The organism is Sinimarinibacterium thermocellulolyticum, from assembly GCF_040327995.1.
GTDB lineage: Bacteria > Pseudomonadota > Gammaproteobacteria > Nevskiales > Nevskiaceae > Solimonas > Solimonas thermocellulolyticum.
On sequence record NZ_JBEPIJ010000008.1, the window covers coordinates 103801 to 123144 of the forward strand.

Annotated in this window: 19 protein-coding genes; 8 read left to right on the top strand and 11 right to left on the bottom strand. The window is 69.5% G+C overall.

What is annotated here, in order from left to right:
* The gene (locus tag ABSH63_RS08835; protein ID WP_352889080.1) at positions 1-4836 is read left to right on the top strand and encodes an NAD-glutamate dehydrogenase; all 4836 of its coding nucleotides are present in this window, start codon (positions 1-3) and stop codon (positions 4834-4836) included.
* The gene (locus ABSH63_RS08840; protein ID WP_352889082.1) at positions 4836-5825 is read left to right on the top strand and encodes an NAD-dependent epimerase/dehydratase family protein; all 990 of its coding nucleotides are present in this window, start codon (positions 4836-4838) and stop codon (positions 5823-5825) included. The genes ABSH63_RS08835 and ABSH63_RS08840 overlap by 1 nt, the downstream gene beginning before the upstream one ends.
* Positions 5826-5844: 19 nt before the next feature.
* Here the strand turns inward: ABSH63_RS08840 and zapE are convergent, their stop codons facing one another.
* The 10 genes from zapE to flgA all read right to left on the bottom strand — a co-directional run bounded on the left by zapE (position 5845) and on the right by flgA (position 14244).
* Positions 5845-6927, bottom strand: coding sequence for a cell division protein ZapE (zapE, locus tag ABSH63_RS08845; RefSeq protein WP_352889084.1), 1083 nt, complete (start codon positions 6925-6927; stop codon positions 5845-5847).
* A gap of 8 nt (positions 6928-6935) precedes the next feature.
* Entirely contained in the window at positions 6936-8258 is a 1323-nt protein-coding gene (locus ABSH63_RS08850) for a D-arabinono-1,4-lactone oxidase (protein WP_352889085.1), read from the bottom strand.
* Positions 8259-8306: 48 nt separating this feature from the next.
* Positions 8307-9044 carry a lysophospholipid acyltransferase family protein gene (locus ABSH63_RS08855; protein ID WP_352889087.1) on the bottom strand — a complete coding sequence of 246 codons (738 nt, stop codon included), beginning with the start codon at positions 9042-9044 and terminating at the stop codon, positions 8307-8309.
* Positions 9045-9055: 11 nt separating this feature from the next.
* Positions 9056-9178: a hypothetical protein gene (locus ABSH63_RS08860; protein WP_352889089.1), complete on the bottom strand. Its 123-nt coding sequence runs from the start codon at positions 9176-9178 to the stop codon at positions 9056-9058.
* A gap of 9 nt (positions 9179-9187) precedes the next feature.
* Positions 9188-11362: a bifunctional 23S rRNA (guanine(2069)-N(7))-methyltransferase RlmK/23S rRNA (guanine(2445)-N(2))-methyltransferase RlmL gene (gene rlmKL, locus ABSH63_RS08865; protein WP_352889091.1), complete on the bottom strand. Its 2175-nt coding sequence runs from the start codon at positions 11360-11362 to the stop codon at positions 9188-9190.
* 88 nt (positions 11363-11450) lie between these two features.
* The gene (locus ABSH63_RS08870) at positions 11451-11957 is read right to left on the bottom strand and encodes an O-acetyl-ADP-ribose deacetylase (protein WP_352889095.1); all 507 of its coding nucleotides are present in this window, start codon (positions 11955-11957) and stop codon (positions 11451-11453) included.
* A gap of 15 nt (positions 11958-11972) precedes the next feature.
* Positions 11973-12695, bottom strand: coding sequence for a flagellar brake protein (locus ABSH63_RS08875; protein ID WP_352889097.1), 723 nt, complete (start codon positions 12693-12695; stop codon positions 11973-11975).
* Complete coding sequence (locus ABSH63_RS08880) at positions 12692-13180, bottom strand: flagella synthesis protein FlgN (RefSeq protein WP_352889099.1); 489 nt, start codon at positions 13178-13180, stop codon at positions 12692-12694. The genes ABSH63_RS08875 and ABSH63_RS08880 overlap by 4 nt, the downstream gene beginning before the upstream one ends.
* On the bottom strand, positions 13159-13470 hold the full coding sequence (flgM, locus tag ABSH63_RS08885) for a flagellar biosynthesis anti-sigma factor FlgM (protein ID WP_352889101.1): 312 nt from the start codon (positions 13468-13470) through the stop codon (positions 13159-13161). The genes ABSH63_RS08880 and flgM overlap by 22 nt, the downstream gene beginning before the upstream one ends.
* 93 nt (positions 13471-13563) lie before the next feature.
* Positions 13564-14244, bottom strand: a complete 681-nt coding sequence (flgA, locus tag ABSH63_RS08890) for a flagellar basal body P-ring formation chaperone FlgA (protein ID WP_352889103.1) — start codon at positions 14242-14244, stop codon at positions 13564-13566.
* A 103-nt stretch (positions 14245-14347) separates the two neighbouring features.
* Here flgA and ABSH63_RS08895 point away from each other — a divergent pair, with 103 nt between their 5' ends.
* The 6 genes from ABSH63_RS08895 (at position 14348) to ABSH63_RS08920 (ending at position 18915) form a co-directional block, all read left to right on the top strand.
* Positions 14348-15280, top strand: a complete 933-nt coding sequence (locus ABSH63_RS08895) for a chemotaxis protein CheV (protein ID WP_352889105.1) — start codon at positions 14348-14350, stop codon at positions 15278-15280.
* A 115-nt stretch (positions 15281-15395) separates the two neighbouring features.
* Entirely contained in the window at positions 15396-15740 is a 345-nt protein-coding gene (locus ABSH63_RS08900) for a flagellar basal body rod protein FlgB (RefSeq protein WP_352889107.1), read from the top strand.
* Positions 15741-15751: 11 nt separating this feature from the next.
* A complete protein-coding gene (flgC, locus tag ABSH63_RS08905; protein ID WP_352889109.1) occupies positions 15752-16159 on the top strand; it encodes a flagellar basal body rod protein FlgC in 408 nt (135 codons plus the stop codon).
* Positions 16160-16170: 11 nt separating this feature from the next.
* Complete coding sequence (locus tag ABSH63_RS08910; RefSeq protein WP_352889111.1) at positions 16171-16824, top strand: flagellar hook assembly protein FlgD; 654 nt, start codon at positions 16171-16173, stop codon at positions 16822-16824.
* 23 nt (positions 16825-16847) lie between these two features.
* Entirely contained in the window at positions 16848-18068 is a 1221-nt protein-coding gene (flgE, locus tag ABSH63_RS08915; RefSeq protein WP_352889113.1) for a flagellar hook protein FlgE, read from the top strand.
* Between the two features lie 103 nt (positions 18069-18171).
* Positions 18172-18915 carry a flagellar basal body rod protein FlgF gene (locus tag ABSH63_RS08920; protein WP_352889115.1) on the top strand — a complete coding sequence of 248 codons (744 nt, stop codon included), beginning with the start codon at positions 18172-18174 and terminating at the stop codon, positions 18913-18915.
* 15 nt (positions 18916-18930) lie between these two features.
* On the opposite strand, the gene ABSH63_RS08925 is transcribed toward ABSH63_RS08920, so the two are convergent.
* Positions 18931-19215: a transposase gene (locus tag ABSH63_RS08925; protein WP_352889117.1), complete on the bottom strand. Its 285-nt coding sequence runs from the start codon at positions 19213-19215 to the stop codon at positions 18931-18933.
* Positions 19216-19344 lie beyond the last annotated feature (129 nt).

The following is a 19344-nucleotide window of genomic DNA, read 5'->3' on the forward strand; positions in this document are numbered from 1 at the left end:
ATGCGGTCTGATCTGATGCAGGAGCACGAGCTTCTGCTGGCGCGGCTCGATGCGCTGGCCGAAAGTGGCGTCGAGGCCGGTGAGCGCGCCCAGTTCCGCCGCTTCTTACGCCATTACTACGAGTCGGCCTCGCTCGATGCGCTGCGGCTGCGCACGCCCGAGGAGCTGGTGCGCGTCTGCCGCGCGCACTGGATGCTTGCGCGCGAACGCCGCGCCGGCGAACTCCGCCTGCGAGTGACGCCGCCGGAGCCCCAGGCCACGTATGCGCTCGCGCAGGTCGACACCGTCGTCGAAGACATGCCGTTTCTGGTCGACTCGCTGTACATGGCCGTGCGCGCCGCCGGCAGTTCGATCGACTGGACCGTCCATCCGGTGCTGGCCGTGCGCCGTGACGCCGAGGGGCGGCTGACGCAGGTGCGCGCGGCCACGGATGAGGCGCGCGAGGTCGAGTCGCTGATCCATCTGGAGTTCGAGGCCCTGCACGACGAGGCCGCATACGCGGCGCTGGAAGCGGAGCTGCGCCGGGTGATCGACGATCTGCGCGTGGTGGTGTCGGATTTTCCGGCGATGCGCGCGCGCGTCGCCGAACTGGTGCAGGCGCTCGAAGCGCCGCCGCCCGGTGTGGATGCGGCCGAGGCGGCCGAGGCGCGCGCCTTCCTGCAGTGGCTCGACGATCGGCATTTCACCTTCCTCGGCGTCGCCGAGACCGAGATCGTGCACGCGCTCGGGCGCAGCCGCTTCGTGCTCAAGCCGGAAACCTCGCTGGGCCTCGCGCGCAGCGGCGCGCGCTTTGCCGATCCGGACCAGCTCATCGCGCCGCCCGAGGAGCTCGACAAGTACAGCGAGTCGACTCGGCTGATCGTGGTCACCAAGGCCAATCACCGCTCGACCGTGCACCATCCCGAGTACATCGACGTGGTCTCGGTGCGCCGCTTCAACGCCGACGGCAGCGTGCGCGGCATCTGCCGGCTGATCGGCCTGTTCTCGTCGGTGGCCTACACCGAGCGGCCCAGCAACATCCCGCTGATCCGGCGCAAGGTCGAGTACGTGATGCAGCGTTCGCGCCTGCGCGAAGGCTCGCACTCGGAAAAGAACCTGCGCGAGATCCTGCAACAGTTGCCGCGCGACGAGCTGTTCCAGTCCAGCGAGGACGAGCTCTACAGGGTCTGCACCGGTATCCGTGCGCTGCGCGATCGTCACCAGTTGCGCCTGTTCATGCGCCGCGACCGTTACGGGCGCTTCTACTCGTGCATGGTCTATCTGCCGCGCGACCGCTACTCGCGCGAGCTGCGCGACCGCATCGCCGCCGAGCTGACCGCGATCTGCAATGCCACCGGTATCGACCGCAACACCGAGTTCCTGCGCCATGGCCTCGCGCGCATCCACTACATCGTGCGCACGCCGCCGGGCACGACGATCCCGCTGTCCGGCGCCGAGGTCGAGGCGCGTCTGCTGGCGGCCACGCGCTCGTGGCGCGACCAGTTGCGCGAGGTGTTGCAGCGGCACGGCCGCGCCGGCGCCGACGCGCTGGCGTTCATCGACGGTTTTCCGTTGTCGTATCAGGAAGCCGTGGCGCCGATCGAGGCGGCGGCCGATTTGCAGCACCTGATACAGCTCGGCGCCGAGCGGCCGATGCTGCCGCGCCTGCTGATCGATACGACCGCGACCGGCAAGGTCTGCCCGACGGCGCTCAAGCTGTATTGCTGGAAGCGGCCGCTGCCGCTGTCCGACGTGCTGCCGGCGCTGGAGAACTTCGGCCTGCGCGTGATCTGGCAGGACCCGACCGAGGTGCGCGCGCACGGCCGCGAGACCTGCTGGATCCAGGAGTTCAAGGTGCAAGCCGCCGGCGACTGCGCGCTCACGCCCACCGAGCAGCGCAGCTACTTCGAGTCGGCGTTCCTCGACACCTGGAACGGCGTCGCCGAGAACGATGGCCTCAACCGTCTGGTGCTGCTCGCCGGGCTCGATGCGCGCCAGGTCGTGTGCCTGCGCACGCTGACCAAGTACCTGATCCAGACCGGCCTGCCGTACAGCCAGGACTACATGGAGCGCCTGCTCGCCGAGCACGCGCCGATCGCACGCCTGCTGGTGCAGTGGTTCGAGACGCGCTTCGATCCGCAGCTCGCGCGCGCCGAGGTACGCAGCGCCGCCGAGCGGCGCGTGATGCAGGAACTCGATCAGCGCCTCGACGAGGTCGCCACGCTCGACGGCGACCGCGTGCTGCGCGCCTACGCGGCCGTGGTGCGCGCGACGCTGCGGACCAACTACTTCCAGCGTACCCCCGAGGGTGCGCCCAAGCCCTACGTCAGCATCAAGCTCGATCCGCGCCAGGTCCCGGAACTGCCGGCGCCGCTGCCGATGTTCGAGATCTTCGTCTACGCGCCCTGGGTCGAGGGCATCCACCTGCGCGGCGGCAAGGTCGCGCGCGGCGGCCTGCGCTGGAGCGACCGGCGTCAGGACTTTCGCACCGAGGTGCTCGGCCTGATGAAGGCGCAGATGGTCAAGAACGCGATTATCGTGCCGGTCGGCGCCAAGGGCGGCTTCGTCGTCAAGCAGGGCGATCCGTCCGATCGCGAGGCCTGGCTCAAGCAGGGCATCGAGTGCTACCAGACCTTCCTGCGCGGCCTGCTCGACATCACCGACAACCGCGTCGGCGACGAGGTCGTCACGCCCGAGGCGGTCGTGCGCTACGACGAGGACGATCCGTATTTGGTGGTCGCGGCGGACAAGGGCACGGCGACGTTCTCGGACATCGCCAATGGCCTGGCGCAGGAGTACGGCTTCTGGCTCGGCGATGCCTTCGCCTCGGGCGGCTCGGCCGGTTACGACCACAAGAAGATGGGCATCACCGCGCGCGGCGCCTGGGAGAGCGTCAAGCGCCATTTCCGCGAAATCCCGCGCGGCGACGGCGATGCGATCGGTATCGACATCCAGCATCAGCCGTTCACGGTGGTCGGCATCGGCGATATGTCCGGCGATGTCTTCGGTAACGGCATGCTGCTGTCGCGGCAGATCCGGCTGATCGCCGCCTTCGATCACCGCCACATCTTCATCGACCCCGATCCCGACCCGGCGAGCTCCTTCGCCGAGCGCGAGCGCCTATTCAAGCTGCCGCGCTCGAGCTGGGCGGACTACGACCAGACGCTGATCTCGCCCGGCGGTGGTGTATGGCCGCGCAGCGCCAAGCTGATCAAGCTGTCGGACGAGGCGCGGCGCGCGCTCGGCATCGAGCAGGCCAGCCTGACGCCGCAGCAACTGATCAAGGCGATCCTCAAGGCGCCGGTCGATCTGCTATGGAACGGCGGCATCGGCACTTACGTCAAGAGCCACACCGAATCGCACCAGGATTGCGGCGACCGCGCCAATGACGCGATCCGCATCAACGGACGTGAGCTGCGCTGCCGCGTCGTCGGCGAGGGCGGCAATCTCGGTCTCACTCAGCTCGGCCGCGTCGAGGCGGCGCTCGCTGGTGTGCGCCTGAACACCGATTTCATCGACAACGCCGGCGGGGTGCACAGCTCGGACCGCGAGGTCAACATCAAGATCCCGCTCAATCAGTTGATGCGCGAGGGCGATCTGACGCGCGAGGTGCGCGATCCTCTGCTCGCCGCCATGACCGAGGATCTCGCCCAGGCCGTGCTGCGCGACAACTACGTGCAGAGCCTCGCCCTGTCACTGCTCGAACGCGATGCCGCCGCACGCCTCGACGAGCATGCCAACCTCATGCGTCTGCTCGAACGCGATGGCCTGCTGTCGCGCGCGGTCGAGTATCTGCCGGACGACGAGGAACTCAAGGAGCGGCGCGCCGCCGGGCGTGGGCTGACGCGGCCGGAGCTGGCGGTGCTGCTGTCGTACTCGAAGCTCTCTTTGTTCGCGGCGATCACCGCGTCCGAGGTGCCGGACGACCCGTTCTTCGACCGCGATCTGCTGGATTACTTTCCCGGGCCCTTGGTCGCGCGTCATCGCGACGTCCTGCTCCGGCACCGCCTGCGCCGCGAGATCATCGCCACGATTCTCTCCAACGCGGTGGTCAACCGCATGGGCTTTGCCTTCGTGCATCGCTTCGCCGAGGACCACGGCATCGCCCGCGCGCAAGTGGTCAAGGCCTATGCGATGGCGCACGAGATCTACCGCGGCGACCGTTACTGGCTGCCGATCCAGGCGCTGGACCTCAAGATCCCGGCGGACACGCAGTTGCGCCTGTTCGGTCGTGCGATCGGCCTGATGAAGCACGTCACCACCTGGCTACTCAACTACCGCTGGAGCGGGCGGCCGATCGGCGAAGCGGTGGCCAAGTTCCGCGACGGCATCGACGAGATCACCGCGGCGATTCCCGAGATCCTGCCAGGCAGCTACCGCGCCGACTGGGACAAGGCCGCAGCGGCGATGGCTGCGGATCGCGTGCCGCAAGCACTGGCCGAGCAATTGGCGACGACCATGGTGCTCGGCAGCGCACCGGACATCATCGAACTCGCCGAGCAGGCCGGCGTCTCGCGCATCGAGGCGGCGCGGGTCTACTTCGAGATCGGTGACAGACTGCGCATCCTCTGGCTGCTGTCCTCCATCATCGGCTTTTCGGTGCGCGGCAAATGGCAGGCGCTGGCACGCTCGAACCTGCGCGAGGACACCTACCGCCTGCACCGGCAACTGGCCGCGCGTGTGCTCGCCCATCCGGGAGACGATGCGGCGGCGCGTTTCGAGCATTGGATGCGCACGCACGGCGACGCCGTGCAGTTCGGCATGCGCCGTCTGCAGGAGCTGCAAGCGACCGGCGTGCAGGACTTCATGACCCTCGCCGTCGGCGTGCGTGAACTGCGCAAGCTGCGCGCACTGTGATGGCGACGGTCTTCGTCACCGGCGGCTCCGGCTACGTCGGCCGCAATCTGATCCGGCATCTGCTCGCACGCGGCGATCGCGTGCGCGCGCTGGTACGCAGCGCCTCGTCGGCGGCGCTGGTGCAAGGGCTCGGCGCCGAGCCGGTGCATGGCGACCTGCACGCCGTCGATGCCATGCACACCGGCATGCGTGACTGCGCGGCGGTGTTCCACTGCGCCGCGCTGGTCGACGAATGGGGTGACAAGGCCGCGTTCCAGCGTATCAATGTCGACGGCACGCGCCACGTGATCGAGGCCGCGCGCGCCGCCGGCGTGCCGGTGCTGGTCCACGTCAGCACCGAGGCGGTGCTCGCCGATGGCACGCCGATCATCGACGCCGACGAAACCCGTCCGCTGCCGGCGCATCCGTTGCCGCGCTATCCGGCGACCAAGGCCGAGGCCGAACGCCTCGTACGCGCTGCCGACGGCGACGGTCTGCGCACGGTGATCGTGCGTCCGCGCCTGATCTGGGGCAATGACGACAGCTCGGTGCTGAGCAAGCTCGAACACGCCGTCAACGCCGGTCGTTTCATGTGGGTCGACGGCGGCCGCTATCCGACCTCGACCTGCCACGTCGACAACCTGTGCGAGGCCCTGCTGCTCGCCGCCGAGAAGGGTCGCTGTGGCGAGGCCTACTTCGTCACCGACGGCGAGCCGGTCGAACTCCGCGGCTTCTTCACCGCGATGCTGCGCACCCGCGGCGTGGACGCCGGCGAGCGCTGCGTGCCGCACGGCGTCGCCTTGGCGCTGGCGACGGTCGGCGAGAAGCTCTGGGAACTGCTCAGGCTCAAATCCGCGCCGCCAGCCACGCGCATGGCCGTGCGCCTGATCGGCGAGCCGGTGACCGTGCGCGACGACAAGGCGCGCCGCGAACTCGGCTACGTCGGCCGCATCACGCGCGAACAAGGTCTCTCGACGCTGCGCCGTCCGCAGGGCGGCGGCTTGACGTAGCGTCGGCGGCCTCAGGCGCCTACGGCAGGTGCGGTCTGGCGAGGTATTCCTCGGACTGCATCTCGGTCAGGCGCGATTGCGTCCTCTGGAACTCGAAACGCGATTTTTCGCCGACGTAGAGTTCCGTTTGCGGCACCTCGGCGGCGATGATCAGCTTGACGCCGCGATCGTAGAACTCGTCGACCAGGTTGATGAAGCGCCGCGCGGCGTCCTCGTGCAGCGCGGTGAGCTGCGGTACGCGTGACAGCAACACGGTGTGGTGGGTGCGCGCGATCTCGATGTAGTCGGCGGCGCTGCGCGGGCCTTCGCACAGATTGGCGAAGTCGAACCAGGCGACGCCATCGGCGAGGCGGCGACTCTGGATCACACGGCCGTGGATGTTCAAGACCTCGTTGGCGCGGCCGGGCTCGGGCGCGATGTCGGCGAACCATTCGGCGAGGTTGCGCTCGGCTTGGGCGTCGCTCGGATGGTGGTAGATCGCGGCGCGGGTCAGCGCGCGTAGCCGGTAGTCGGTGCCGCCGTCGACGTTGAGCACGGCGACGTGCCGCTGCAGCACGTCGATGAACGGCAGGAAGTTGGCGCGTTGCAGGCCGTTCTCGTAGAGCCGCTCGGGCGGGATGTTGGAGGTCGCGACCAGGGTCACGCCGCGCGCGAACAGGTTCTCGAACAGCCGGCCTAGGATCATCGCATCGGCGATGTCGGACACGAAGAACTCGTCGAAGCACAGCACGCGCAGCTCGGTGGCGTACTCGGCGGCGACCAGGCGCAGCGGATCCTGCTCGTCCGGGTAACGGCGGCGGCGTTCGTGTACGTCGAGCATGAAGCGATGGAAGTGCGTGCGCAGCCGCGGGGTGTCGCCGAGCGTCTCGCTGAAGGCGTCCATCAGCCAGGTCTTGCCGCGACCGACGCCGCCCCACATGTACAGCCCGCGCACGGCGGTCCAGCGCCGCGGACCGATGCCGAACAGGCGCCGCGGCGGATGCGCGCGCAGCTCGTCGTGGATGCGCTGCAGCGCATCGATCGCGCGCGCCTGCGCCGGGTCGCTGACGAAGCCGGCGCGTCCCAGCGCCTGCGCGTAGCGTTCGCGCGGCGAAGCGATCATGCCGGCGTTCAGCGCAAGGGCTCGCCGAGCACGGCGGCGAGATGCGGATTGAGGAACAGACCGCGCGGATCGAGCTGCCGGCGCAGTGCGCGAAAGTCGTCGAAGCGCGGGTACAGGCGCTGCAACTGAGGCGCGGTCGAGTCGTGCACCATGCCCCAGTGCGGACGAGCGTCGTAGCGTTGCATCAGCTCGGCGATCGGCGCGAAGTAATCGCCAAAGCCGGTGTCCGCGTAGGCCGGCACGGTGATGCAGGCGCTGTCGCGCTCGAAGTGTGGCGACAGCCAGTTGCGGTCGGGTCCGACGAAGCGCACCTCGATGGGGAAATGCACGCGCGCGTCCAGCGCCTTGAACAAGCGGTCGAGCGAGCGCAGCACCGTGCCGAGCGCGTCCACCGGTAGCGCGAACTCGAGCTGCTGGAAGCGGTTGCGCCGGCGCAGTGTGTAGGCGCTGCGCGCATCGAGCACGTCGCGACGGCCGGCGACCAGGCGCGAGGCCAGGCTGCCGCAGCGCTCGGCGATGCGCGGTGCACGCCGTGCCGCCTGCGACATACCGGCGAACACCGCCTTGTCGACGCCCTGCCGCAGTGTGCGTTGTAGCACCGACAGCCGCGTCGGCCGCTCGCGAGTGACGTCGGCGCAGCGCAGCACCACCGAATCGGTGTACGGAAACCAGAAGAACTCGCTGTTGCGGTGAGCGCGGCGCAGCTCGGTGAGGCGCTCGAGGGTCTCGCCGAGACTGGCGGCGGCGCTGCTGACGACGAGCCGGTAGTCGTCGACGCATTGCAGTTCCACATGGGTGATCACGCCGAGCGCGCCGAGCGACACCGCACCGGCGCGCAAAAGGTCTTCGTCGCTCTGCAGCGAGGCGCTGCGCACGGTGCCGTCGGCGCAGACCAGACGCAGTCCGGTGACCAGTGAGGAGAGGTTGCCGAAGGCGGCGCCGGTCCCATGCGTGCCGGTGGCGATCGCACCGCCAATGGTCTGCTCGTCGTAATCGGGCGCGTTCTCGAGCGCGAGACCGTGGCGCGCCAGCGCCTCGGTGAGTCGCCGCAGCCGCGTGCCGGCGCGCGCCCAGACGCGGCGCCGCTCCAGGTCCACCGACTCGATGCCGGTGAAACGATCGAGCGACAGGTGGTTGTCGTCGGTCCAACACAGCGGCGAGAACGAGTGGCCGCTGCCGACCACGCGCAGGCGTTCGCCGTCCTCGAAGGCGCGCAGGACTTCCGCCTGGATCTGCTCGATGGTCACCGGATGTGCGCAATACGCCGGTTCGCAGCGCACGGTGCCTGACCAATTGGTCCACTGATGGGAGCGCGTGGAAAAGAGCGCCATGGATTGCGCGGGAGCCTGCGGTGACGACGGCGGCGCAGGATACCGGAATCAGCTCGGCGCGTCCGTGCCGGCGCGATCGACCTCGCCGCACAAGGCGAGCACGCGAGCGCGGACTCGATCGCGCAGGGCCAGCGCCGCCTCGCGTCCGCTGCCTTGCGCGCTGAGCGCGGCGGCGAACTCGATGCGCACCACGCTCCAGCGCGGCAGGTGCCGTCCGCCGCCGTAGAGGCGGCGCGTGCCGCGGATGCCGGCCGGCACCACCGGCGCCGCCGTGCGTGCGGCGATGACGAAGGCGCCGTCCTTGAATCGCAGCAGGCCGGGTTCGGGCTTGAACGTGCCCTCGGGGAAGATCGCGATCGGCTCGTCGGCGTACAGGCGGCGCATGAGCTGGCGCGTGAGCTGCGCGCTCTGCTGCGCCGAGGCGCGGTTGACGAAGATCACGCCCATGCGTCTGAGCGTCAGGCCGACGATGGGCCAGCGCGCCGCACCGTCCTGGACGACGAAGCTGAAGCGCCGCGGCAGTGCCGCGGTCAACACCAGGCCGTCGAGATAGCTGGCGTGATTGGCGACGACGATACAGCGCCCCGCCGGCAGATGCTCGCGGCCGCGCACGATCAGCGGTACGCCGATGCTGGCGAGCATCACGCGCACACCCAGGCGCCCGAGCTCGCGGCGGATCGCAAGCGTCGGACCGGCAATGACGATCAGACAGACGAGCAAGGTCACCGCGACGAAGACGATCGCCGCGCAGAGCGCGTACACGCCGTGGATGGCACGCTTGAGCATGGCCACTTGCCTTACGGTTCAGCGGTGAGGATCTCGACGCCGAAGGCTTTCCGGCGGCCGGGCGTCGCTCGGGGCGAAAGCGGGTGCGGGCGCGGCAGACCGCGGCGGGCGAAGCCGGGGGTATTGGTGTTCATGCGCTGATCCTAGCGGTGACGCAGCACCCAGCAGCGATGCGCGGGCGGCGGACGCTTGAAGTCCTCGTCGAGCGTCTGCGCGGTGATGTCGTCGATGTGGGCGATCTCAGCGAGCGCGGGGTCGAGCTTGAAGCCGCGGCGGTTGGTCGAGAAGTACAGCTTGCCGGCCGCCGCGAGCAGGCCCAGGCAATGTTGCAGTAACTCGGTGTGGTCGCGCTGGATGTCGAGGGTGCCGTCCATCTTCTTGGAGTTCGAGAACGTCGGCGGATCGCAGAAGATCAGGTCGAACTGCGCACGCTGCGTGCGCCCGTTCTGCTCGGCGAGCCAGCGGCGCACATCGCAGCGCACGAGGGCATGCGGCGCGAGTGGCTCGTCGGCCGCTGGCGCATGCGCGTACAGCCGCGCACGGATGCCGTTCTGTTCCAGGTTGCGCTGCGCCCATTCGAGATAGGTGTTCGACAGATCGATCGACAGGGTCTGCCGCGCGCCGCCGACGGCGGCGTGGACGCTGGCCGCGCCGGTGTAGCAGAACAGGTTGAGCAGGCGCTGGCCGCGCGCTTCGCGCTGCAGGCGCAGACGCAGCGGCCGGTGATCGAGGAACAGGCCGGTGTCGAGGTAGTCGTCGAAGTTCACCTGCAGCTTGCAGCCGTGCTCGACGACGGTGTGGAAGGCGTCGGTCTGGTTCTGGCGCGTGTACTGCGCCTCGCCCTTTTGCGGCTGGCGCAGCTTGTAATGGATGCGTGCCGCCGGCAGTTCGAGCACCTGTTGCAGGTGCGCGAGCCCTTCGCGCAGCCGCGCCTGGGCGCGCGCCGGGTCGATGGTCTTGGGCGCGGCGTATTCCTGCACGTGGGCGTGCAGCTCCGGCGTCGCGTACAAGTCGATGGCGAGCGCGTAGTCCGGCAGGTCGGCGTCGTAGACGCGGTAGTTCGTCACTCCCGCGCGCCGCGCCCATTTGTTCAGGTGCTTGAGGTTCTTGCGCAACCGGTTGGCGAAGTCGGCGCCGGTGCTGCCGACGGCGCTGGCTGCGGCGGCACGGATGTCGAACTGCAGCAGCTTGCAGGCGATCGCGCCGTTCCAGAACGCATCGATGCGATCGGCCGACAGGCCGAGCCGTTGGCCGAGGTCGGACCGCGCGGTGAAGATCGCGGCGCGCCAGCCGCCGAAGCGCTGCTTGAGGTGCACGCCGAGCAGCGAGTAGAGCTTGACCAGCTCGGCCTCGGCGCCGAGGCGTTCGCCATAGGGCGGGTTGCAGACGATTAGACCCGACACCTTCACCGGCGGGGTCGATGCGAGTGCATCGCCGGGCGTGACCTCGACCCAGTCGCCGACGCCGGCGCGCGCGGCGTTGTCGCGCGCGGCGCTGACCGCGCGTGGGTCGATGTCGCAGCCCGCGACCGGCGGCCGCGCGGTGGCGAGGCCGGCGCGGCGCCGGGTCAGGGCCTCGTCGCGCAGCCGATTCCACAGCAGCGGCTCATGGTCGAGCCAGTGCTCGAAGCCCCAGCGTTTGCGCAGCAGACCCGGGGCGATGTCGGCGGCGATCCACGCGCCTTCGATCAGCAGTGTGCCGGAACCGCACATCGGATCGAACAGCGGCGCCTGCCGCGATGCGAGCTCAGGCCATCCGGATTTCAGCAGGATCGCCGCGGCCAGATTCTCTTTCAGCGGCGCCTCGACGCCGTCGCGGCGATAGCCGCGCCGGTGCAGGCTGTCGCCGGCCAGATCCAGGCTCAGCGTCGCGTGCTCGCGTTCGAGGTGCAGGTGGATGCGGATGTCGGGCCGCTCGGTGTCGACGTTCGGCCGCGGCCGTCCGCTATCGCGGAAGTGGTCGGCGATGGCGTCCTTGACCTTGAGGCCGGCGTAGTGGGTGTGGCCGATGCCATCCGAGCGGCCGGCGACATCCACGGCGAAGCTCGACGTGGCCGCGAACAGCTCGGGCCAGGCGATGGCGCGGGCCGCGGCGTACAGCGTCTCGGCATCGGTGGCCTCGAAGCGCCGCAGCGGCATCAGCACGCGGCTCGCCAGCCGCGACCATAGGCAGGCGCGGTAGGCGGTTTCGAGCGTGGCCTGCGCCGATGCCCCACCGCGCTGCGCCTGCACCGCCTGCAGTCCGAGCGACGTCAGCTCGCTCGCGAGCAGGGCCTCGATGCCGCGCGGGCAGCTCACGAACAGGGGGAAAATGGACATGCGGCATTATCGCAGCGGCGGGGATGCATGACGATGCGCGCGCCGTCTGCGCGCGGTACGGGCGCGGTTCTGCATCGTGTCGTCGGTACTACAGCACGCGCCGATAGGCCTCGAGCACCTCGTCGTTGAAGCAGGCGAGGATCACGCGGCGCAGCGTGCCGGGAATGTGCGCACGCAGCTCGCGCACGGCGATCGCACAGGCCGCGTCGATGGGGTAGCCGTAGACGCCGCAGGAGATCGCGGGGAAGGCGAGGCTCTGCAGCCCGTTCGCTTCGGCCAGTGCCAGCGTGTTGCGGTAGCAGCGCGCCAGCAGCGCCGGCTCGCCGTGCCCGCCGCCGCGCCAGACCGGGCCGACGGTGTGGATCACCCAGCGTGCCGGTAAGCGAAAGCCCGGCGTGATCCGCGCCTCGCCGGTCGGACAGCCACCGATGCGGCGACAGGCGTCGAGCAAGTCGGGTCCGGCGGCGCGATGGATCGCGCCGTCGACGCCGCCGCCGCCGAGCAGGCTCTCGTTGGCGGCATTGACGATCGCATCGACGTCGAGCTGGGTGATGTCGGCAAGCCGGGCCTCGATCTGCAGCATGTCGGCATTCATGCCGACGATGGTAGGTCAGATCAGACCGCGCGCGCGACGGATCAGTTGGCGCTCGATGCGGTGGAGGGCCTGCGCCAGGCGCTGCCGCGCCTCGCGGTGCAGCCCGGCGAAGCGCAGACCCAGGTGCAGGCGGCCGGCAGCGGGGCGGGTGCTGCGCACCTCGGCGGCAGTGTCGACTTCGGTATCGGGCAGATGCAGGCGAAGCTGCAGCAGGTCGCCCGACTCGATGGCCGCGTCGCGGCGCGTGTGCGCGCCGGCCCCCAGATGCGACAGGTCGGTGAGCCGCAGCGCGTGCGCCTCGTCCCCCATCGATGCAGTGACGGTGGTGTTCGGCAGCAGGCGCACGCGGTGGGCTGCGCGGCGCTCGAACAAGGCGATCTCGGTCGGCAGTTCGACGCGCAGCGCAGGATGGCCGCCGACGGCGGCGGCACCCAGAACCGGGCAGGTGAAGCGCAGGTCGCCACCGTCGACGCGGCCGCGTACCGAGAGCACATCGCCGCTGCTCACCGCGAGCGCGGGTTGCGGCGCGTCGAGGTCGAGCCCGGTCGCCGGGTTCACCGCGAGCACGATGCTCGCATGGGCACCGAAGCCGCCATGACGCCGCAGGCTCAGCGGCTCGCGAGTCACCCGCAGGCGGTGCAGTACGGCGAGGATGCGTTCACGTCCGTGCAGCAGCAGCGGCGCCGGTTCGCGGGTCGCGGCCTCCTTGTTCGCTGTGGTGGCTGGGTTCGCGTTCACGCTGCGCCGAAGGAGCGGCTGCCGAAACTCAGGCTCTGGGCGCCGCCGCGTCCGTAGGCCGTGAGCGCGCCTGGACGCAGGAGCTGCAGCGCACTGCGGATCTGCTGCTGGCGCGCGGCGAGCAAGGCGGCGTTGTCGCGGTTGGCCGCGAGACAGTGCGCGGCGAGCTCGGCCAGGCGGCGCCCGGCTTGGGGCTCGACGCCGGAGGCCGCGAGCAGCGCGTGCAGGCCGTCGAGGCCAGCGGCCACACGCTGCTGCTCGATGTCACGACTCAGGCGTTCGATTTCGACCGCGTGCGCGTGTTTGTCGCGGGTGAGGGTCTCCAGCGCGGCGACGTCGTTGCCGAGGAGTGCTTCGCGTTCCCGCGCCAGTAGCGTGGCCAGCGCCTCGGTGCCGGCGATCAGCGCCTCGATACGCGCGCAAAGAGCGCTTGGCGCCGGGGCGGTGGCGTGTTGCTCGAAGGTCATGATCGCTGCAGTGCCCATTCAAAGCGCAGCAGCTTGTCGGCGATGCGCTGCGGGTCGACCGAGTACCGGCCCTCGGCCAGCGCCAGCCGTGTTTCGGCGACGCGCTTGCCGTCGATCGTCGGCGCTGCCGCGATGTGCTCGCGCAGCTCGGCCAGCATCCGTGCCGTGTCGGTCAGGCGCACCGAGTCGGCGGGTGTGACGGCGCCTATCGTGCCCTGCTTGCCGGCCTGCGCCGACGGCACGGCCGCGCCCACCCGCGGCGGCGTCGCCGCGGCTTGCGGGCCATAGGACTCGATCTTGCCGGTCATGCGCGCGACTCCGTGTCAGCTTCGTCTCGGCCGCCTTATCGGCCGCCCGGCGAAGAACTTGAGGCCGAAGCTCGCAGACTAGGGCAGGTGCGCTCACAGCGCGATCTCGACCACGCCGTCGGCGCTGACCACGCCCTCAATGATGCGTTTGGACGCGCTGTTGCGCACGCGCACGCGCTCACCGCGCGCGCCAGCGGCGAGCGCCGTGCCTTCGGCGCGCACTTCGATGCCCGCGCCGCGGCCGATCAGGGTCACGGTCTGCCCGCGCTTGACGAGCTGCGGCGGTCGCGCGTCGCCGGGGGTGAGCACGGCGCCGGAGGGCAGGGCGCGACGGGCTTGGAGCCCCGCAGCCTCCTCCAGCGAGGCGACGTAGCCGAACGGCAGCGCGGCCACATCGCGCATCTCAAGGCGCAGCCGCGCAGGGTCGAGGCGCTCGCCGGGCGCGACCGCCTGCGCCAGCACCACGACCAGCCTCAAGTCGCTGATCCGCACTGGCACGTAGACGGTCCACGGCGGGCGGGTGCAGCGCACGGTCACGCTGGTCTGCGCGCCGCGCAGCGTCGGCGGATCGGCGAGCGGTGTCTCGGTACAGGCCGGCAGCCGCAGCCGCGGGTCGAGTACCCCGCCGCTGACCCGCGCGCTCGCCGGCATCTGGGCGGCGACCGCGGCGATGGCGACGCTTTGGATGCGCGCCGGATCCTCGATGCGGTCGGCGCGCACGGCATCCGTTGCCAGCAGCGCGAGGGCAGTCAGGGTCAGGGGCAGGGCTCTCATGCCCTGTGTGCTACAAGCCGCGTGCCAGCGGGTCCGTTCTCGCCGATCAATTTCGCCGCGGCGCTGCCGATAAGGCTTGCACGACCGCATCGAACCGACTGCCATGGCCTACGGACTGCTCGAAAGCATCGACCGCAGCACCCAGCTCGCCGGACACAATCGCCTGGCGCTGCTGCTGTTCCGTCTGGGGCCGCGCCAGATTTTTGGCATCAATGTCTTCAAGGTGCAGGAAGTCATCCGCACGCCGCCGCTGTCGGCGCTGCCCGGAGCGCATGCCTACGTCGCCGGGGTCGCCGACATTCGCGGCCGTATCGTGCCGGTGATCGACCTGCAGCGCGCGATCGGCGCCGACGCGCTCGGCAAGAGCGCGCGCGCGCACGTGGTCATCGCCGAGTTCAACCGCTCGGTGCAGGGCTTCTTGGTCAGCGCGGTCGATCGTATCGCGCACGTCGATGTCGCCGCGCTGCAGCCGCCGCCGAGCGGCGGTGCCGAGGGCTATCTGACGGCGATCACGCGCCTGGGCGATCAGCTCGTCGAGGTCATCGACGTGGAAAAAGTCCTGGCCGAGGTCGTCGGCGACTGCCCGGAACTGTCGAGCCGTTTGCGCGAGGGCGCACGCGCGCTGGTGCCGCGCGGGCTCAAAGTGCTCCTGGCTGACGACTCGCGCGTCGCGCGCAGCCAGATCGAGCGCGTGCTGACTCAGCTCGGGGTGGACAGCATCCAGGTGAGCGACGGCCGCGAGGCGCTGCGCCAGTTGCAGCGCATGGCCGAGCAGGGGCCGGTGCACGAGCAGGTGCTGATGGTGATCTCGGATGTCGAGATGCCGAACATGGATGGCTACACGCTGACGACGGAAATCCGTCGCGATCCGCGGCTCAAGGACCTGTATGTGATGCTGCACACTTCGCTGTCCGGCATCTTCAACAACGCGATGGTGCAGCGCGTCGGCGCCGACCGCTTCTGCGCCAAGTTCAGCTCCGACGAGCTGGCCGAGGGCGTGCTCGAACGCCTGCGCATGGTCGCGCAGCCGGCCTGAGCTCGTCCCCGGTTTGCGGCGGCGATAGCCGGCCGCCGTCCTGGCAACCTGCGACTGCCGCTTCTGGCACAGGACTTGCCCCTGACCCTGCACATCCACGTGGCGGGGTTTTGCCATGACCATCGACGACCCGGTGTTCGGGATCCATCCGGCGGCGCTGCAGCTGCAACGACGACGCCTGGAGCTGATCGCCGCCAACATCGCCAATGCCGACACGCCGGGCTTCAAGGCGCGCGACCTCGATTTCCGCGAGGTGCTGGCGTCGGCCCAGACGGTCGGTCGAGTGTCGACGGGCGAACCGGGGTATCGCCTCGCCGTACAGCCCTCGGCAGACGGCAATACCGTCGACGTGCAGATCGAACAGGCGCAGTTCGCCGATGCGGCGCTGCGCTACCAGGCGAGCCTGCAGTTTCTCGATGCGCGCATCAAGGGTCTGCTGACCGCGCTCACCGGACAATAGGAAGACGCGCCATGTCCTCGTTCCGCATCTTCGACATCGCCGGTTCGGCGCTGTCGGCGCAGTCGGTGCGCCTGTCCACCGTCGCCTCCAATCTCGCCAACGCCGATGCCGTCGGCGGCGATCCCGATGCCGTCTACAAGGCGCGCATGCCGGTGTTTGCCGCAGCCCTCGAACCTGGACGCGACGAGGCCGTCGGCGTGCAGGTGCTCGGTGTGGTCGAGTCGAAGGCGGCGGCCGAGAAGCGCTACGCGCCGGGCCATCCGCTCGCCGATGCCGAAGGCTTCGTCTACGCCCCCAACGTCAATGTCGTCGAGGAGATGGTCGACATGATCTCGTCGGCGCGCTCGTACCAATCCAGCGTCGAGATGTTGAACACCGCCAAGGAACTGGCGCTGGCCACCCTGCGGCTCGGCCGCTGAGGGTTGACCGCATGAGCACGATCGACCCCACCTACGCCGATCTGGGACTGGCCTTGCGCCAGCCGGCGGCGCGGCAGTCGCTGGGCCAGGACGACTTCCTGCGCTTGATGACCACGCAGTTGCAGAACCAGGACCCGTTCAAGCCGATGGAGAACGGCGAGTTCCTGGGGCAGATCGCGCAGTTCAGCACCGTCTCCGGCATCCAGGAACTGCAGGCGTCGTTCGCGAGTCTGGCCACGTCGCTGGCCGCCAACCAGACGCTGCAGGCCGCGAGCCTCGTCGGCCGCGGCGTGCTGGTGTCCAGCGAGACCGGCTGGCTGCCCCAAGGCGGCGAACTGCGCGGTGCCGCCGTGCTGCCGGCGAGCGGCGATGTGGTCATCGACATCGTCGATGCCAGCGGCACCGTGGTGCGCACCCTGGATCTGGGGCCGCAGGCCACCGGGGTTGCGCGTTTTGCCTGGGACGGCCGCGACAACGCCGGCGCTGCGGCGGCCGAGGGCCGCTATACGATGCGCGCGCGTCTGCTGCAGGGCGCTGCCCAGACCGCGCTCGAAACGCTGGCGGTCGGCCAGGTGCAGTCCGTCGGCCTGGGTCGCAACGGGCTGACGCTGGAACTCGTCGGACTCGATCCGGCGCCGCTCGCCGACATCGTGCAAATCCTCTAGGCGCTTTTACACCGGAGTCTCTCATGTCCTTCAGCATCGCCCTGTCGGGTCTGAAAGCCGCCTCGGCGGATCTTGGCGTGACCGCCAACAACATCGCCAATGCCAACACCACCGGCTTCAAGCAGTCGCGCGCGGAGTTCGCCGAACTGTTTCCGGTATCGTCCTACGGCGTCGCCGCGAATGCCACCGGCGCCGGCACACGGCTGGCGCGCGTCGCGCAGCAGTTCCAGCAGGGCGCGATCAATTTCACCAACAACTCGCTGGATCTCGCGCTCTCCGGCGAGGGATTCTTCACGCTCTCCGACAATGGCGCGATGGTGTATTCGCGCGCCGGCGCCTTCGGCACCGATCGCAACGGCTATGTCGTCAACGCCGCCGGCCAGCGCCTGCAGGTGTTCCCGCCGATCGCCGGCGCCCAGGGTTTCGATACCGCACGGCTCGCCGACCTGCAGCTCACCACTGGCGACAATCCGCCGCGGGCTAGCACCCGCCTAACCGCAGCCGTCAACCTGCCGGCCAGCGCCCAGCCGCCCGCCAACGGGAGCTTCGACGCCGGCGATCCGACCAGCTACAACTTCACGCGCTCGGTGACCGTATACGATTCGCTCGGCGCCGCACACACGGCGAGCCTGTTCTTCGTCAAGGGCGCGAGCCCGAACGAATGGAACGTGCATGCGCAGATCGACGGCAGCGACGTCGGCGGGGCCAACGCGCTGACGTTCACCGACAGCGGCACGCTGCTGACCCCGGCCAATGGCGAGATCACGCTGCCGGGCTTTGCGCCGACCACCGGCGCCGCCGATCTGAACCTCACGCTGAACTTCGCGGCGGCGACGCAGTTCGGCGACGACTTTGGCCTCGCCGAGCTGAGCCAGGACGGTTACGCGACCGGCCGGCTCACCGGCATCGAGATCACCCAGGACGGCATCGTGCAGGCGCGCTACACCAACGGCCAGGCGACGCCGCTGGGCCGGATCGCACTGGCCAACTTCCCCAATCCGCAGGGCCTGCAACGGCTCGGCGACAACGCCTGGGGCGAGACCTTCGCCGCGGGCCCGGTGCTGCGCGGCGCCGCCGGCGAGACCGACTTCGGCCTGATCCAGGCCGGCGCACTCGAAGGCTCCAACGTCGATCTGACCGAGCAGCTCGTCAACATGATCACCGCGCAGCGCAACTTCCAGGCCAATGCGCAGATGATCTCGACCACCGACCAGATCACGCAGACGGTGATCAACATCCGATAACGGCAGTTTCCAGTCACCCGTTTCCAGCTTCCAGAAAGCAAGGCTGCGTCGGCCTCGATTGCGAACTGCAAACCAGAAACCGGAGACCGTTCGCGGAGCGAGCATGGATAGAGCCCTTTACGTCGCCATGACCGGCGCCATCCAGACCCTCAAGGCGCAGGCGGCGAACAGCCATAACCTCGCCAATGCCTCGACCACCGGCTTTCGCGCCGAGCTGATCGCCAACCAGTCGCGTGCGGTCGAGGGCGCCGGTTTGCCGACGCGCGTCAACGCGCTCGGCGTCGGTGTCGGCTGGGACGCGCGCAGCGGCGCGCTGCAACAGACCGGCCGCGATCTCGACCTCGCCTTCGCCGAAGACGTCTGGCTGGCGGTGCTGGCGCCGGACGGCAGTGAGGCCTACACCAAGGCCGGCGACTTGCGGATCGACAGTGCGGGACAGTTGCGTACCGGCGCCGGTCACGCCGTGCTCGGCGACGGCGGACCGATGGCGGTGCCCCCGCACACACAGCTGCGCATCGGCGGCGACGGTACGGTCTCGATCGTGCCGCAGGGCAGCGGCGCCGAAACCCTCGCCGCGATCGGCCGTCTGCGCACCGTCAGCGCGCAGCCGCAGCAGCTCGAACGCGGCGCCGACGGCCTGATGCGCGCCCGTCCCGGGCAAACGCCCGCACCTGCGCCGGGCAATGTGCTCGTCACCGGCGCGCTCGAATCCAGCAACGTCTCGCTGCCCGAGACGATGGTCAACATGATCAGCCTCGCACGCCAGTTCGAGCTGCAGGTCAAGCTGATGCGCACCGCCGAGGACAATGCCCGGGCGGCGACGACGTTGCTGCGGGTCGGCGGCTGAGAGCCTGTGCATCCTTCAGGCTCCTAGGAGTTTGGGCGGCCGAAATTTACAGCGGCACTTGATTCGAGCGTGCCAGTGCCGGCGAGGCGACGGTCGATCAGGCGCGTGCCGGACACGAATGCTGAATCGCCGAAAGTCCGTCGCCTGCTTGACCCAGCCGAAGACCGGCTCCGGAATGAATTGGCGCTGCTGGTAGTGATCCTTGCCCTCGGGCGTGGCCAGGCGCTCGGCTATGCGCTGCGTCGCCAGATGGCGTTCCGGATCAATCGGGCGAATGGCCTTGCCTTCAGCGCTACGCATGCCGTCAGCTGCTGTGCCTTAAGCGCCGCAAAGCTGTCCTCGCTGGCCTAGCCGCAGTAGGCCAGTGTCATCATCTGTGCAAGGCCTGCGTTGCGCGTCACGGCCTCGATCATCGGCAGCAGCAGCTGC